The following is a 14,001-nucleotide window of genomic DNA, read 5'->3' on the forward strand; positions in this document are numbered from 1 at the left end:
AGCGCGGCCGGGTGCGGATACGCCACGGGGGCACGGACGACGTGCGTCCGTGCCCCCGTGGGCGGTGACTAGAAGTCGACCGGCTCCTCGACATCACTCGGATCGGTGAGAACGGCACCGATGCCGAGCTTCTCCTTGATCTTCTTCTCGATCTCGTCGCGCACATCGGTGTTCTCGAGCAGGAACTTGCGGGCGTTCTCCTTGCCCTGCCCCAGCTGGTCGCCCTCGTAGGTATACCAGGAGCCGGACTTGCGGATGAAGCCCTGCTCGACACCCATGTCGATGAGCGAGCCCTCCTTCGAGATGCCCTGGCCGTACAGGATGTCGAACTCGGCCTGCTTGAACGGAGGCGAGACCTTGTTCTTGACGACCTTCACGCGGGTGCGGTTGCCCACCGCGTCGCCCCCGTCCTTGAGCGTCTCGATCCGGCGCACGTCCAGACGCACGGAGGCGTAGAACTTCAGCGCCTTACCGCCCGTGGTGGTCTCGGGCGAGCCGAACATCACGCCGATCTTCTCGCGCAGCTGGTTGATGAAGATCGCGGTGGTGCCGGAGTTGTTGAGCGCACCGGTCATCTTGCGCAGTGCCTGGCTCATCAGGCGGGCCTGGAGACCGACGTGGCTGTCGCCCATCTCGCCCTCGATCTCGGCGCGGGGCACGAGCGCCGCGACCGAGTCGATGACGATGATGTCGAGCGCACCCGAGCGGATGAGCATGTCGGCGATCTCGAGGGCCTGCTCACCGGTGTCGGGTTGGGACACGAGCAGGGCGTCGGTGTCGACACCGAGCTTGCGCGCGTAGTCCGGATCGAGGGCGTGCTCGGCGTCGATGAACGCCGCGATGCCGCCGGCGGCCTGCGCGTTGGCGACCGCGTGGAGGGCCACCGTCGTCTTACCCGAGGATTCCGGGCCGTAGATCTCGATGACGCGCCCGCGCGGCAGGCCGCCGATACCGAGAGCCACGTCGAGTGCGATCGACCCGGTGGGAATGACTGCGATGGGCGGACGGACGTCCTCGCCCAGGCGCATCACCGAGCCCTTACCGAAGCTCTTGTCGATCTGCGCGAGGGCGAGCTCGAGCGCCTTCTCGCGGTCGTGAGCCTGTGCTGCCATCTTGGTCCCCTTAATAGAATCTCGTCCTTGTTGTCGACGACGTTAGAACCCGGCACCGACAAGTTCGCTGTCGCGACCGCGGAAACGCCGTATCTGTGGATGGAATCACCACCTGTGGACAACCCACCCGGCGTTCCCAGCATAGCCGAACACGTGTTCGAAATCCGGTCGCTTCGTGTACGCCAGGAATGGTCTCATCCCGGTCGGACAGAAAATCGATTCCGGCATCTACTCCTGCACCGATTCCGGTCGGGAACAGCCCCGACCGGCTCCGCGGCTACCGCCGCACGGGTGGGACGTCGAACTCGTCGCAGAGAGCGCGCCATACCTCCCGGGGCTCCTGTCCCGCCTCGATCGCCTCGGCCGCCGTCCGTCCACCGAGCGAAAGCAGCACGTGATCGCGCAGCAGGGCATCGCCGTGCATCTGTCCGAACTCGTCCCGGACCACCTCGTAGAACTCCGTCAACCGCACCCCGACCACGGTAGTCGCGCGCGGTGTGGCGCGACAGTCAGTCCGCTGCGGCCTCGCACACCGCGACCGGATCCTCCACGTCGCCGGCACCGTCCGCGGCCGCACGAGCCGCGGCGGCGAAGTCCGGCGACGACAGCACGGTGTCGATCGCGGAGCGGACCGCATCCGCGTCGAGCGGACGCACCACCACCGCACTCCCCTGCCGTGCGGCGCGGTTCGCCAGCTCCCACTGGTCGCCGCCCCCGGGAACGATCACCGCCGGAACCCCCGCACTCAGCGTCTTGGCGAGCATCCCGTGCCCACCCCCGCACACGACGACATCGGCCTGCCGGAGCAGGACGTCCTGCCTGCCGCGACCCGAGACGGCCCAGCTGGGGAGCGACTGCGGCGGAGGGTCGAGCATCGTCGCGGCGACCCGCATCCCGGCCCCGTCGAGTGCGTCGCAGACCGTCTCGACCATCCCGGTCACGCCGGTGACCGCGGTCGACGGCGCGACCATCACGAGAGGTCCGTCCCCTGGCGGCGGATCGAGGATCTCCACGGTGGGTTCCCACAGCAGCGGACCGACGACGTGCGCGTGCCCGGGCCAGTCGGGACGTGGCACCTCGAGTGCCGGCAGGGTGGCGATCAGCCGGGGCCGGGGCCCGGGATCGCGCGCCGGCAGACCGATCCCGACGCGTGCGGCAGAACGCTCGCGCTCCCCCTGCCGCAGCGATCTCGCGGTCATCGCTCGCAACGCGGCATCCCTCAACCGGCCCCGCACGCCCCTGCCCACATCGAGACCGCTGCCGATCGGCGGGAGCCCGCGCGACGGCAGGTACAACGGGTGCGGCGAGAGCTCGACCCACGGGATCCCCAGGCGCTCGGCGGCCATCCCTCCGCCGGCGGTGAGCACGTCCGCCACGACGAGGTCGGGTAGCAGGGCCCCGAGATCCGGGAGCATCTCGCTCGCGATATGGGCGGCGCGGGCGTGGATCTTCGCCCCCGCGTCGCCGTCGTCGTCACCGAGCCGGGGCGCCAGCCCCTTCAACTCAGCGAACGTCACACCGGGCAGCTCGAGGCCGAGCCATCGTTCGCCCGTGAGGACGACCGCGTCGTGCCCGGCATCCGCGAGCCGCAGCGACAACGCGATCGCCGGAATCGCATGACCCGCATCGGGCCCGGCCACCACCGCCACTCGCACGCGCACAGCCTGCCACAGGCCACCGACGGCGGGACGCTTCCTATCCCGCGAAGGTGTACAACTCGAACCCGGAGGCGCGCTCGGCAGCGAATCCCGGCAGCGGCGCCGATGCGCGCTCCACCTGTTCGCGCGCTTGTGCCTCCACCGGCCTGTCGTCGAGAGCCTGCAGGTACAGACGGTGCGCCGCGAGGGACTCGACTGCCGGTTCGACCGTATCGGTCACGTCCACCGCGTGGGTCGGAGGCGAACCCGGACACACGGCAGCCCATCGCACGCCGTGCCACGGTTCCAGACCGCGTTCGGTGAGTTCCGGGAAGATCCATTCGTTCGCGGCATCGGAGACGGCGTCGAGGACGCTGATCCCGAGCGCCCGATGGTCGGCACTGTTGACCCAGCCCGGCCGGGGCGACAGCCCGAACGCGAGCGTGACCACCATCTCAGGACGATGACGTCGGATGGCGGAAGCGATGTCGCGACGGAGATCGAGACTCGGGACGAGTCGACCATCCGGGTGCCCGAGGAACTCGACGGTATCCACTCCGACGATCCGCGCGGACTCGCGCTGCTCCGATTCCCGCACCGGCCCGCTCTTCTCGGGCGACAGACCGGCGATGCCCGCCTCGCCACTGGTGGCCAGAACGTAGGAAATCTCCTTGCCCTGTCGGGTCCACCGCGCGATCGCCGCCGCCGCGCCGTATTCGATGTCGTCCGGGTGGGCGACGACGACGAGTCCGTCCTGCCAGTCCTCCGGTACCGCCTCCACAGCTGCCCCCTTCGTCCTACAGACGTGTCAGGTCGTGCTTGTCACCTCCCGATACTGCCTTGTACAGCAGGTATCCGCCGAAGATCACGGCGCCGAGTACGAGAAAGCCGAACAGGTTGTCGAGCAGGGCACCGAGGACGGCGAGACCGACCCACACCACCGCGACGATTCCTACGATCTTCCAGAACATTGGGTACTCCCACCCTCGATGCCGACCTCTTCCGTGCCGGACTCCGTTTGCTCGGTACGCCTCGATCCTGACAGCTCGAGTGGAGAAAAACAGCAGGTCAGCGCAGATATCAGGGAAAGATCAGGGGACACCCGGAGACGCACCCCGGGTGTGGCCCACGGGCACCCGGAGGTGGGTCGGTGACTCGCGGCACGCCGGTACGGCTTAGGCTCTACGGGTTCACCGTCCATACCGGAAGGCTGAGTAATCGTGTCCACGTCCCGCCGTATCCCCGCGCGCGACCTCGCGCAGATCGCCGTCTTCGCCGCCCTGATCATCGCCCTGGGACTGCCCGGTCAGATCAGTATCGGATCGTCCGGCGTGCCCATCACGTTGCAGACCCTCGGCGTGATGCTCGCGGGTGCACTGCTCGGCGCACGCAAGGGTGTCCTGTCGGTGCTCACCGTGATCGTGCTGGGACTGGCGCTGCCCGTACTCGCCGGCGGGCGCACGACCCTCACCTCGCTGGCCGGTCCCACGGTGGGCTTCCTCATCGGCTGGGTTCCTGCCGTCGCCGTGATCGGCTGGCTGAGCATGAAGATGCTGCCGCGATACCGCACGTTGCCCGGTGTGGCCGTCAACGTCCTCGGTGGCATCGTCGTTCTCTACGCCTTCGGTATCGCGGGCATGGTCCTGCGCACGGATCTCACGGTGTGGGCCGCCGCTGCTGCCAACGTCACCTTCCTGCCGGGCGATCTCGCCAAGGCGGTCGTCGCCGCAGCGGTCGCCGCCCAGGTGCACCGCGCCTATCCCGCACTGGCGGCACCGCGCATCGCGCCCCGCCCCGCTGCGGATCCCGCGCACTGACGCCGCCGCCCGACCGTCGATGAGCGAGATCCGATTCCGGGAGGTGCGGCACGCCTACGGCGACCGCACCGTCCTCGACGGGGTCGACGTGGTCCTCACCGAACGACGCGTCGGCATCGTCGGCGCGAACGGCAGCGGCAAGTCGACGATGGCGCGCATGATCAACGGCCTGCTCGTCCCGTCGTCCGGTTCGGTGACCGTCGACGGCCTCGACACAGCGCGCAAGGGCCGGGAGGTCCGCAAGAAGGTCGGATTCGTCTTCACCGACCCGGACCATCAGATCGTCATGCCGACGGTCGCCGAGGACGTCGCCTTCTCGCTCCGACGCAGCGGACTCGGCAAGGAGGAACGCGAGGCCCGGGTACGGCAGGTCCTCGCCGACTTCGGGCTCGCGGGGCATCACGACCACCCCAGCCACCTACTCTCGGGCGGCCAGAAGCAGTTGCTCGCGCTCGCCGCGATCATGGTGACCGACCCGGCGGTGCTCGTCGCGGACGAACCGACGACCCTGCTCGACCTGCGCAACACGAAGCTCATCGCGCGCACCTTCGCGAGCCTGCCACAGCAGGTGATCGCGGTGACCCACAATCTCGAACTCCTCGCGGACTTCGATCGTGTGCTGGTGGTCGATTCGGGGCGGGTCGTCGCCGACGACGAACCGGCGTCCGCGCTCGCGTTCTACCGGAATCTGATCGGGTGAACACTTTCGGCCTCTACCATCCCGGACGCTCCGTCCTGCATCGGCTTCCGGCGGGAGCGAAGCTGCTCGCGGTGGCAGCACTGATCCTCGCCCTGACCCTGTGGATCCGGCAGCCCTGGCAGGTGCTGCCCGCCCTGGCGTTGGCCGTGCTCGCGTACGCGGCCGCGCGCATACCTCCGCGTCTGGCCGCTGTGCAATTGCGGCCGCTGGTGTGGATGCTGGCGATCATCGCAGCGTTCCAGGTCCTGGTGGCGGGATGGGAACGGGCGGTGGTGATCTGCGGGTCGCTGCTCGTGGCGGTCGCTCTGGCCGCCCTCGTGACCCTCACGACGCGGACCACCGAGATGCTCGACGCGATCGTGCGGGCGGCGCGTCCCCTCGCGCGCGTCGGGGTCGATCCCGATCGGGTGGGACTCGTGCTGGTGATGACCGTCCGGGCCATCCCGCTGATCGGCACCGTGGTCACCCGCGTGACCGAGGCACGCAAGGCGCGTGGTCTCGGATTCTCGTTGCGGGCCCTCGTGGTTCCGGTGGTGGTGGGAGCGCTGCGCACCGCGGAGGCGATGGGTGAGGCCCTCGCCGCTCGTGGTGTGGACGACTGACCGGTGTCGACGGCCGACGTGCTCGGCTCGCGGTGTCGATGACGGAGGTGTTCCACCCCTCAGGGGCGGTAACGCTGCTCGATCTGTCCCAACTCGCGCCAGGACTGCGCCCAGCTCTCGAGCTTGTCGGACGTGGCGATCAGTTCGGCGCGTCGCTGGTCGAGCATCGCCAGCGACCGGTTGCCCTCGGCGGTCGCGGCGAGGCGTGCGGCGGCGGCGACGAGTTCCTCGAACTGGTCGACACCCGTCCCGAGACGCTCGCCGGCGTCGACGATGGCGGCGGAGAGATGGGTCTTCGCGGCCGCACTGCCCCGCGCGGCGGATTCGAGGGCCACGACGTCCTCGACGACGGCATCGAGTGCGGATGCGGCTGCGCGGGCCGCGTCGTCGATCTCGGTGAGGTCGTCGGGGGCCACGGAGTTCGACCGGACGAGCACACCGAGCAGTCGCCGCAGGCTCTCCTCGTTCGCCGCGAGGCGTTCCATCGGGGCGCGGGCGACCGAACCGGCCGGTGGCAGCGACCGGCGGCGCGGCGGCGGTGGGGGCAGCGGCACCGCATCGAGACGACGGAACGTACGGACGGCGAGGACGGCGGGCACCGCGAGAGCCGCCGTGGCTCCCCCGGCCGCGGCGAGCGTCCATTCGGGAGCCGACGCGACGGCGAGAGTGGCGGTGCCGATTGCTGTGGTGCCCGAGCCGGCACCGAAGAAGCTGGCCCGGCGACGCGCGCGACGCTTCTTACGCCGTAAGCGGGCGGCGGGATCGCGCCAGCGGCGCGCGGCCTCCATCGCGTTGTCGGTGGCGTCGCGGAACGCAGAGACGACCGAACCGGGGATGTTCCCGGTCCGGTCGTCTCCGGAGGCGTTCACGGCGGATCGGTTCCGAGGCGTGCGGATCAGCGGCCGGTGGTACCGGCAGCGTTCGGGGGCTCTTTGCGCGTGTCGACGGCAGGGTTGGCGGGAGTGCCCGGAAGGGCCTCGCCCTTCATCGATGCCCGGATCTGCTCCAGTCGGCTGTGGCCGGCCATCTGGACGGTGGCCTGCTGCACCTCGAGCATGCGGCCCTGCACCGAGTTCTGGGCGAGCTCGGCGGAACCGAGAGCGTTGGCGTAGCGACGCTCGATCTTCTCGCGGACGGCGTCGAGGCTCGGGGTGGTGCCCGGCGCTGCGAGGGTCGAATCCATCGAACGCAGCGACTCGCTCACGCGCTCCTGCATCTTGGCCTGCTCGAGCTGGCTGAGCAGCTTCGTGCGCTCGGCGACCTTCTGCTGCAGCGCCATGGCGTTCTGCTCGACGGCCTTCTTGGCCTGCGCGGCGGCCTGGAGCGACTGGTCGTGCAGCACCTTGAGGTCCTCGACGGACTGCTCGGCGGTGACGAGCTGGGCCGCGAAGGCCTCCGCCGCGTTCGTGTACTGGATCGCCTTCTCGGTGTCGCCCGCCGCCGTCGCCTGGTCGGCCATCATGACGGCCTGGCGAGCACTCGCGTTGAGCTTCTCGACCTCGTCCAACTGACGGTTGAGCTTCATCTCGAGCTGACGCTGGTTACCGATGACGGAAGCCGCCTGCTGCGAGAGCGCCTGGTGCTGCCGCTGCGCGTCCTCGATCGCCTGCTGAATCTGGACCTTCGGATCGGCCTTCTCATCGATCTTCGAGTTGAAAAGCGCCATCAGGTACTTCCAGCCCTTGACGAAAGGATTAGCCATGGGTGTGATCCTGCCTCCATCTGGTACGCCGCGCCGAACGCGACCCGGTACGCGGCCCTCGCGCCCCGGTTCGAAGGTCGCCGGTCCGCTGCTACCCCCGACGACCCACCTGCCCCGGCCGGGTCCGTGCACGCACCACGCCCCGGTCGATGTCGCTTACGACCGTATCCGGCGAGGCCGGCACGGTTCGTGATCCATGTTAGGCGGCTGCCAGCGCCTGTGCGGCGGGTGCAGGGATCACCATGCGCGGCTCCTGCGCGAGCAGCCCCGGCTCGGCGGTGGCGCCGTCGTCGGACCGCTCGGCGGGTGCCGTGGCGGCTGCGGTGGTCTCCATGCCCGCGCGACGGTCGACGCCGTCCGCCAGCAGACCGCTCACGTCGAACAGCACGTCGGACAGCGGGACGTCCAGTGCATCGCAGATGGCCGCGAGCAGTTCGCTCGAGGCCTCCTTCCTGCCGCGCTCGATCTCCGAGAGATAGCCGAGGCTGACCCGGGCGCTGCTGGAGACTTCGCGCAGGGTGCGGCTCTGCGAAACACGGGTGCGCCGAAGGCTGTCACCGAGTGCCTCACGCAACAACAGCGCCATCCCATCCTCCTTCGTCCGTCGTGCCGACACCTCGTCAACGCACGACGACGCTGCGAGGTTCCCGCAGATCGATCGGACCTCGATACCGCGGTGTCCAGACATTACAACGCCGACGGCGGTTGCAGACGTCCGAGTAGTCCCGACACAGCGGTGTCGGCCGCACCGGGCCGGATCCCGCACGTGCCGCACGTGGTTACCGGACGCGGTTACGGGGCAGGGTCACCGGGCGTCCTCACCCACCGTGCGACCGTCGTCCGGCGTGTCCTGGGCGGCGACGTCGTCCGCCGGCCCGTCCTCCGCCCGGACGGTCTCGCTCCGGCGCACCCCGGTACGCAGCCGGATCGCCTGGACCACATAGTCGAGTCCCGTCACCACCGTCAGGGCGACCGCGAGGATCATCAGGCCGATCGCCACCGGTGCCACCGAGTCCGGCAGCGGCAGCAGGTAGACGCCGATCGCGAGCGTCTGTACCAGGGTCTTGAGCTTGCCGCCGCGACTCGCCGGGATCACGGCGTGCCGGAGCACGGCGAACCGCAGGGCGGTGATCCCCAGTTCCCGGGCCGCGATGATCCCGGTGACCCACCACGACAGGTCGCCGAGCAACGACAGGCCGACCAGCGCGGCACCGATGAGGGCCTTGTCGGCGATGGGATCGGCGAGTTTGCCGAAATCGGTGACGAGACCGTGCTTTCGCGCGAGTTGACCGTCGATCCGGTCGGTGATGGCGGCGATCGCGAAGACTCCGGTCGCCGCGAGCCTCCACACGGTGTCGTGCCCGTCGCCGACGAAGAGCAGCACCAGGAAGACCGGCACCAACGCGATCCGGCCCACCGTCAGGATGTTGGCGATGTTCCACAACGGCACCGGATCGTGCGGGCTCCCGGCGTGCGGTCCCGGTGCGGCGCCGCTCCCGCCCGACGCGGTGACATGCTGGCGGGGCGTGCTCATGTGCCCCACAATATCGGTAGCCGCACGCGCTACTGTTCACCGCATGACGACACCGCCGACGAACCACGACTCGAACGATCGAATGGTCGTCCGGCGCGCCCGAACCTCCGACGTGCCCGAGATCAAGCGGCTCATCGACATCTACGCGGGCAAGATCCTGCTCGAGAAGAATCTGGTGACCCTGTACGAGGCCGTCCAGGAGTTCTGGGTCGCCGAACTCGGAGGGCAGGTCGTCGGTTGCGGTGCCCTGCACGTGCTGTGGTCGGATCTCGGCGAGGTACGCACCGTGGCCGTCGATCCGTCGGTCAAGGGTCACGGCGCGGGTCACCTGATCGTCGCGCGCCTCATCGAGGTCGCCCGCGAGCTCGAGCTGGAACGATTGTTCGTGCTCACCTTCGAGGTGGAATTCTTTGCGCGGCACGGTTTCGCGGAGATCCAGGGGACTCCTGTGACGGCCGAGGTCTACGCGGAGATGTGCCGGTCGTACGATACGGGCGTCGCGGAGTTCCTGGACCTGAGCTATGTGAAACCGAACACGCTCGGGAACACCCGGATGCTCCTCACCCTCTGATCGAGACCACGAAAGCGAGGCCCGCATGGCCCTGTTCGCCGTCGAGTACACCTATTCGGACGCGACCGCCTCGGCGCGCGACGAGCACCGCCCGAAGCACCGCGCATGGCTCGGCGATCTCGTCGAACAGGGCATCGTGCGGGCAACCGGCCCGTGGACGGACGGTTCGGGTGCGCTCATCCTCGTCGACGTGGCCGACGAGGCCGCGGCGCGCGAACTGATGGCCCAGGACCCGTTCGCGCAGCGCGACCTCGTCGATGCCGTGCGCATCACCGGGTGGAACCCGGTGATGGGCGTATTCAACTCCTGACGGATTCCTTCTCGCCGCGCGTTTTCAGCAGGCTGGCCACCGTCGTCACGGCCAGCACGCCGACGATCACGACCAGGGACACGCCGGTGGAGATCTCCGGGACGGCGACGTGCTCGCCGCCGTTGATCCAGCCGAGCGTGTTCTCGTGCAGGGCGTGGAGCACCAGCTTCACGCCGATGAACGCCAGGATGATCGACAGTCCGTAGGACAGGTAGACCAGCCGCTCGAGCAGACCGCCGATGAGGAAGAACAGCTGTCGCAGACCCATCAGCGCGAAGGCGTTCGCGGTGAACACCAGGTACGGCTCGTTCGTCAGACCGTAGATCGCGGGGATCGAGTCGAGCGCGAAGAGGATGTCGGTGAACCCGATCGCGACGAGCGCGAGCAGCATCGGCGTGACGAGCTTCTTGCCGTCGATGCGGGTGACGAGCCGGTCGCCGTCGTACTCGTCGTGCACCGGCAGGAACTTCCGGGCCAACTTGACCATCCGGTTCTCCGAGATGCCCTGCGGGTCCTCGCCGTGGTCGCGGATGAGCTTGACGGCGGTGTAGACGAGGAAGAAGCCGAACAGGTAGAACACCCAGCTGTAGGCGTTGATCGCCGCGGCACCGACCGCGATGAAGGCACCACGCATGACCAGGGCCAGCACGATGCCGATGGTGAGAACCTTCTGCTGGTACTCACGGGGCACCGCGAAGGTGGCCATGATGATGACGAAGACGAAGAGGTTGTCGACCGACAACGCCTTCTCGGTGATGTAGCCGGCGAAGTACTCGCCGCCGTAGGTCGGGCCCCAGATCACGAAGACGATCACGCCGAAGAGGATCGCGATGGCGATGAAGACGGCCGACCAGAAGCCGGATTCGCGCAGGGTGGGCGCGTGCGGCTTGCGGACGTGGGCGAAGAAGTCGAAGACGAACAACCCGATGATGACGGCGATCGTGATCAACCAGGTGGTCAGGGTTACGTGCATGGATACACGGGCCTTCCGGTAGGTATGCGTACCTGCCGGAGGTCTCTCCCGCCCGGACTATCGCCGGACCGACGGCCCCGGGACGGCATCGGCGCCGCACGTGTTGACGAGACCGCCGCGGATCAGGGGATACTCCCCTCCACAGCTCCCACGATTGTGCCACACATCGTCACTTCCCGCCGGAGACAGCAGGGACGGCCCGTCGAACGGGCATGTCTCACTGCTCTGCGGCCGGGGCCTCCGCCGGGTCTCCGCCGCCACGGATCGAGTACAGCAGGCCGTCGAGTTCCTCGGGCTTGACCAGAACCTCGCGGGCCTTGCTGCCCTCGCTCGGGCCGACCACGCCGCGGGTCTCCATCAGGTCCATCAGGCGACCGGCCTTGGCGAAGCCGACGCGGAGCTTGCGCTGCAGCATCGACGTGGAACCGAACTGGCTGGTGACGACGAGTTCGACCGCCTGCAGGAAGACGTCGAGGTCGTCGCCGATGTCGGGGTCGACGTCCTTCTTGTCGCCGGCCTTCGGGGCGGTGACGCCCTCGTTGTACTCGGGTTCGGCCTGGTTCTTGGCGAAGTCGACGACCCCTGCGATCTCCTCGTCGGTGATGAACGCACCCTGCAGGCGGATCGGTTTGCCCGCGCCCATCGGCAGGAACAGTCCGTCGCCCATACCGATGAGCTTCTCGGCACCGGGCTGGTCGAGGATGACACGCGAGTCGGTGAGCGAACTCGTCGCGAACGCGAGTCGCGAGGGCACGTTCGTCTTGATGAGACCCGTGACGACGTCCACCGAGGGTCGCTGGGTGGCGAGCACGAGGTGGATGCCGGCGGCGCGGGCCTTCTGGGTGATGCGGACGATCGCGTCCTCGACGTCTCGCGGGGCCGTCATCATCAGGTCGGCGAGCTCGTCGACGATGGCGAGGATGTAGGGATACGGCCGGTACACGCGCTCGCTGCCGAGCGGTGCGGTGATCTCCCCCGACTTCACCTTGGCGTTGAAGTCGTCGATGTGCCGCACACGGTTGGCCTGCATGTCCTGGTAGCGCTGCTCCATCTCCTCGACGAGCCACGCGAGCGCCGCCGCGGCCTTCTTCGGCTGCGTGATGATCGGCGTGATCAGGTGCGGGATGCCCTCGTAGGGCGTCAGCTCGACCATCTTGGGATCGATGAGGATCATCCGCACCTCGTCGGGCGTCGCGCGGATGAGCAGCGACACGAGCATCGAGTTGACGAAGCTCGACTTACCGGAACCGGTAGAACCGGCGACCAGCAGGTGCGGCATCTTCGCGAGGTTGGCCGAGACGAAGTCGCCCTCGATGTCCTTGCCGAGACCGATGACGAGGGGGTGGTGGTCGCGGCGGGTCGACGGTGCCGCGAGCACGTCCGACAGACGCACGAGTTCGCGGTCGGTGTTGGGGACCTCGATGCCGACTGCGGACTTACCCGGGATCGGCGCGAGCAGACGGACGTTGTCGGTCGCCACCGCGTACGCGATGTTGCGGGCGAGCGCGGTGATCTTCTCGACCTTGACGCCGGGGCCGAGTTCGACCTCGTAGCGGGTGACGGTCGGACCGCGGGTGAAGCCGGTGACCGCGGCGTCGATCTTGAACTGTTCGAGAACCTCGGTGATCGCCTCGATCATCTGGTCGTTCGCGGCCGACCGCGTCTTGGGCGGGTCGCCCTTGGTGAGCAGTTCCAGGGAGGGCAGCGTGTAGTCGCCCTCGACCTCGCGGTCGCGGACGAACGTCTCGGCCGGTTCCGGTTCGGAGGTCTGGTCGACGACCTCGGGGACGGGTGCGGCCTTCGGCTTCTTGCGGGCGGGAGCGGGGGCCGGTGCTGCGGCCGGGGTCTCGGCGACCGAGGGCATCTCCAGCGTGGCCGGCGGTGAGGTGGGCTTCTCCGGTTCGGGTGCGCGATCGTCCCACAGCGGGAGCACCTCGGTCTTCGCGTCTCCGTCGAACTCGTCGGGCGGGTAGTTCTCCACCGGGGTACGGCGGCGGCGGGACCGCTTGGGCGCGGGCGGCTCGTCGATCGGGTAGCCGTCGGCGTCGAACATCGGCGGCTCGTCGTAGCCGTAACCGTCGTCGTAGTGGTCGTCGTAGTCGCCGTATTCGTCGTCGGCGCGGTAGCCGAGGCCGAAGTAGTCGCGGAACAGTTCCGGCAGCTCACGCACCGTGGTTCCGGTGAGGAGCAGGATCCCGAAGCCTGCCGCGAGGAGCATCAGCGGCACGGACAGCCAGACGGTGAGGCCGGAGGTGAGTGGTCCGCCCACGGCGGCACCCACGAAACCGGCTCCTTCGGATCGGCCCTCCGCGTCGGTGGGCGAACCGGAGGCGATGTGCCACAGGCCCAGTGCGGGCAGACCGACGAGCAGTCCGCCGACGACGAGCCGGGGACGGATCTCGGGATGCGGTTCGGTGCGCATCAGCGTCACTGCGATGCCGACCGCGACGAGCGGAAGGACCGCGCTCGCACCGCCGGTGACGGCGCGGACGGCCGTCTCGACCCACTCCCCCACCGGGCCACCGACGCCGAACCACACCGTGCCGGCGATGATCACGCCGAGGGCGATCAGTCCGAGCGCGATGCCGTCGCGGCGGTGTCCGGACTCGATCTCGGTGGCGCGACCCATCGTGCGGGTCGTGGCTCCGACGGCGCGGGCCGTCATCATCCAGCCGGCACCGACGGTGCGGCCCACGGCGGTGAGAATCCCCCCGGAACTGCGCCGGGGACGGGCGGGCGCGGGGCGGCGGCTCGCGGCCGGAGCGCGACGCGCGGTGCCACCGCTGCGACGGTTCGCGGTCGAGGCCGCGGCGCGCGGCTTGCGTGCAGCGGTGGACCGGGTGGAACCGGCCGCCTTCGACTTCGCGGTCGATCGGGTCTTCGAAGTGGAGGCACCCGCGCTGCGGGCACGGGAGGTGCTGCCGCCCGAGCCCCGCGCCCCCGCCCGCGACCGAGAGGTCGTAGACGACGTTCCGCGGCTGCCCGACGACTTTCCTGCCATATCCGCCAGGGTAGCCGCACGGACCTCTCATGAACCATCAGC

Annotated in this window: 16 protein-coding genes; 5 read left to right on the forward strand and 11 right to left on the reverse strand. The window is 68.9% G+C overall.

The window, feature by feature from the left end:
* Positions 1-68 precede the first annotated feature (68 nt).
* From recA to B9C99_RS25880, 5 genes are all read right to left on the reverse strand, one after another.
* Positions 69-1,112, reverse strand: a complete 1,044-nt coding sequence (gene recA, locus B9C99_RS13545; protein ID WP_006551292.1) for a recombinase RecA — start codon at positions 1,110-1,112, stop codon at positions 69-71.
* 277 nt (positions 1,113-1,389) lie between these two features.
* Positions 1,390-1,584 carry a DUF3046 domain-containing protein gene (locus B9C99_RS13550; RefSeq protein ID WP_006551291.1) on the reverse strand — a complete coding sequence of 65 codons (195 nt, stop codon included), beginning with the start codon at positions 1,582-1,584 and terminating at the stop codon, positions 1,390-1,392.
* A 37-nt stretch (positions 1,585-1,621) separates the two neighbouring features.
* Entirely contained in the window at positions 1,622-2,767 is a 1,146-nt protein-coding gene (locus B9C99_RS13555) for a nucleotide disphospho-sugar-binding domain-containing protein (protein WP_211269808.1), read from the reverse strand.
* 40 nt (positions 2,768-2,807) lie between these two features.
* Positions 2,808-3,530: a PIG-L deacetylase family protein gene (locus B9C99_RS13560; RefSeq protein ID WP_088898221.1), complete on the reverse strand. Its 723-nt coding sequence runs from the start codon at positions 3,528-3,530 to the stop codon at positions 2,808-2,810.
* Positions 3,531-3,546: 16 nt separating this feature from the next.
* A complete protein-coding gene (locus B9C99_RS25880; protein ID WP_006551287.1) occupies positions 3,547-3,720 on the reverse strand; it encodes a hypothetical protein in 174 nt (57 codons plus the stop codon).
* A gap of 249 nt (positions 3,721-3,969) precedes the next feature.
* On the opposite strand from B9C99_RS25880, the gene B9C99_RS13565 reads away from it, so the two are divergent.
* From B9C99_RS13565 to B9C99_RS13575, 3 genes are read left to right on the forward strand one after another with little or no spacing between them, the layout of a single operon-like run.
* The gene (locus tag B9C99_RS13565; protein WP_088898222.1) at positions 3,970-4,566 is read left to right on the forward strand and encodes a biotin transporter BioY; all 597 of its coding nucleotides are present in this window, start codon (positions 3,970-3,972) and stop codon (positions 4,564-4,566) included.
* Between the two features lie 19 nt (positions 4,567-4,585).
* The gene (locus tag B9C99_RS13570; RefSeq protein ID WP_024100681.1) at positions 4,586-5,266 is read left to right on the forward strand and encodes an energy-coupling factor ABC transporter ATP-binding protein; all 681 of its coding nucleotides are present in this window, start codon (positions 4,586-4,588) and stop codon (positions 5,264-5,266) included.
* Positions 5,263-5,868 carry a CbiQ family ECF transporter T component gene (locus B9C99_RS13575; protein ID WP_088898223.1) on the forward strand — a complete coding sequence of 202 codons (606 nt, stop codon included), beginning with the start codon at positions 5,263-5,265 and terminating at the stop codon, positions 5,866-5,868. The genes B9C99_RS13570 and B9C99_RS13575 overlap by 4 nt, the downstream gene beginning before the upstream one ends.
* Before the next feature lie 59 nt (positions 5,869-5,927).
* On the opposite strand, the gene B9C99_RS13580 is transcribed toward B9C99_RS13575, so the two are convergent.
* The 4 genes from B9C99_RS13580 to pgsA all read right to left on the reverse strand — a co-directional run bounded on the left by B9C99_RS13580 (position 5,928) and on the right by pgsA (position 9,104).
* A complete protein-coding gene (locus B9C99_RS13580) occupies positions 5,928-6,737 on the reverse strand; it encodes a hypothetical protein (protein ID WP_088898224.1) in 810 nt (269 codons plus the stop codon).
* A 26-nt stretch (positions 6,738-6,763) separates the two neighbouring features.
* Positions 6,764-7,570 (reverse strand): phage shock protein PspA, encoded by an 807-nt coding sequence (pspA, locus tag B9C99_RS13585; protein ID WP_006551283.1) that lies wholly within the window; start codon positions 7,568-7,570, stop codon positions 6,764-6,766.
* 199 nt (positions 7,571-7,769) lie between these two features.
* Complete coding sequence (locus B9C99_RS13590; protein ID WP_026061660.1) at positions 7,770-8,156, reverse strand: helix-turn-helix domain-containing protein; 387 nt, start codon at positions 8,154-8,156, stop codon at positions 7,770-7,772.
* A gap of 219 nt (positions 8,157-8,375) precedes the next feature.
* Complete coding sequence (pgsA, locus tag B9C99_RS13595; RefSeq protein ID WP_016694602.1) at positions 8,376-9,104, reverse strand: CDP-diacylglycerol--glycerol-3-phosphate 3-phosphatidyltransferase; 729 nt, start codon at positions 9,102-9,104, stop codon at positions 8,376-8,378.
* 43 nt (positions 9,105-9,147) lie between these two features.
* Between pgsA and B9C99_RS13600 the strand changes: the two genes are divergently transcribed.
* Positions 9,148-9,675, forward strand: a complete 528-nt coding sequence (locus B9C99_RS13600) for an amino-acid N-acetyltransferase (RefSeq protein WP_016694603.1) — start codon at positions 9,148-9,150, stop codon at positions 9,673-9,675.
* A gap of 25 nt (positions 9,676-9,700) precedes the next feature.
* Positions 9,701-9,985, forward strand: coding sequence for a YciI family protein (locus B9C99_RS13605; RefSeq protein ID WP_033096530.1), 285 nt, complete (start codon positions 9,701-9,703; stop codon positions 9,983-9,985).
* On the opposite strand, the gene B9C99_RS13610 is transcribed toward B9C99_RS13605, so the two are convergent.
* Together B9C99_RS13610 and B9C99_RS13615 are read right to left on the reverse strand one after the other, a co-directional pair.
* Positions 9,975-10,958, reverse strand: a complete 984-nt coding sequence (locus tag B9C99_RS13610; protein WP_088898225.1) for a TerC family protein — start codon at positions 10,956-10,958, stop codon at positions 9,975-9,977. The genes B9C99_RS13605 and B9C99_RS13610 overlap by 11 nt on opposite strands.
* 217 nt (positions 10,959-11,175) lie before the next feature.
* The gene (locus B9C99_RS13615; protein WP_172414947.1) at positions 11,176-13,959 is read right to left on the reverse strand and encodes a DNA translocase FtsK; all 2,784 of its coding nucleotides are present in this window, start codon (positions 13,957-13,959) and stop codon (positions 11,176-11,178) included.
* Between the last annotated feature and the right edge of the window lie 42 nt (positions 13,960-14,001).

Source organism: Rhodococcus sp. BUPNP1 (genome assembly GCF_002215235.1).
GTDB lineage: Bacteria > Actinomycetota > Actinomycetes > Mycobacteriales > Mycobacteriaceae > Rhodococcus.

Bases quoted from the DNA above. Each gene is read 5' to 3' on its own strand.
- B9C99_RS13610 (WP_088898225.1), bottom strand. From the start codon at position 10,958: ATGCACGTAACCCTGACCACCTGGTTGATCACGATCGCCGTCATCATC.
- B9C99_RS13605 (WP_033096530.1), top strand. From the start codon at position 9,701: ATGGCCCTGTTCGCCGTCGAGTACACCTATTCGGACGCGACCGCCTCG.
- B9C99_RS25880 (WP_006551287.1), bottom strand. From the start codon at position 3,720: ATGTTCTGGAAGATCGTAGGAATCGTCGCGGTGGTGTGGGTCGGTCTC.
- B9C99_RS13590 (WP_026061660.1), bottom strand. From the start codon at position 8,156: ATGGCGCTGTTGTTGCGTGAGGCACTCGGTGACAGCCTTCGGCGCACC.
- pgsA (WP_016694602.1), bottom strand. From the start codon at position 9,104: ATGAGCACGCCCCGCCAGCATGTCACCGCGTCGGGCGGGAGCGGCGCC.
- pspA (WP_006551283.1), bottom strand. From the start codon at position 7,570: ATGGCTAATCCTTTCGTCAAGGGCTGGAAGTACCTGATGGCGCTTTTC.
- B9C99_RS13600 (WP_016694603.1), top strand. From the start codon at position 9,148: ATGACGACACCGCCGACGAACCACGACTCGAACGATCGAATGGTCGTC.
- B9C99_RS13570 (WP_024100681.1), top strand. From the start codon at position 4,586: ATGAGCGAGATCCGATTCCGGGAGGTGCGGCACGCCTACGGCGACCGC.
- recA (WP_006551292.1), bottom strand. From the start codon at position 1,112: ATGGCAGCACAGGCTCACGACCGCGAGAAGGCGCTCGAGCTCGCCCTC.
- B9C99_RS13615 (WP_172414947.1), bottom strand. From the start codon at position 13,959: ATGGCAGGAAAGTCGTCGGGCAGCCGCGGAACGTCGTCTACGACCTCT.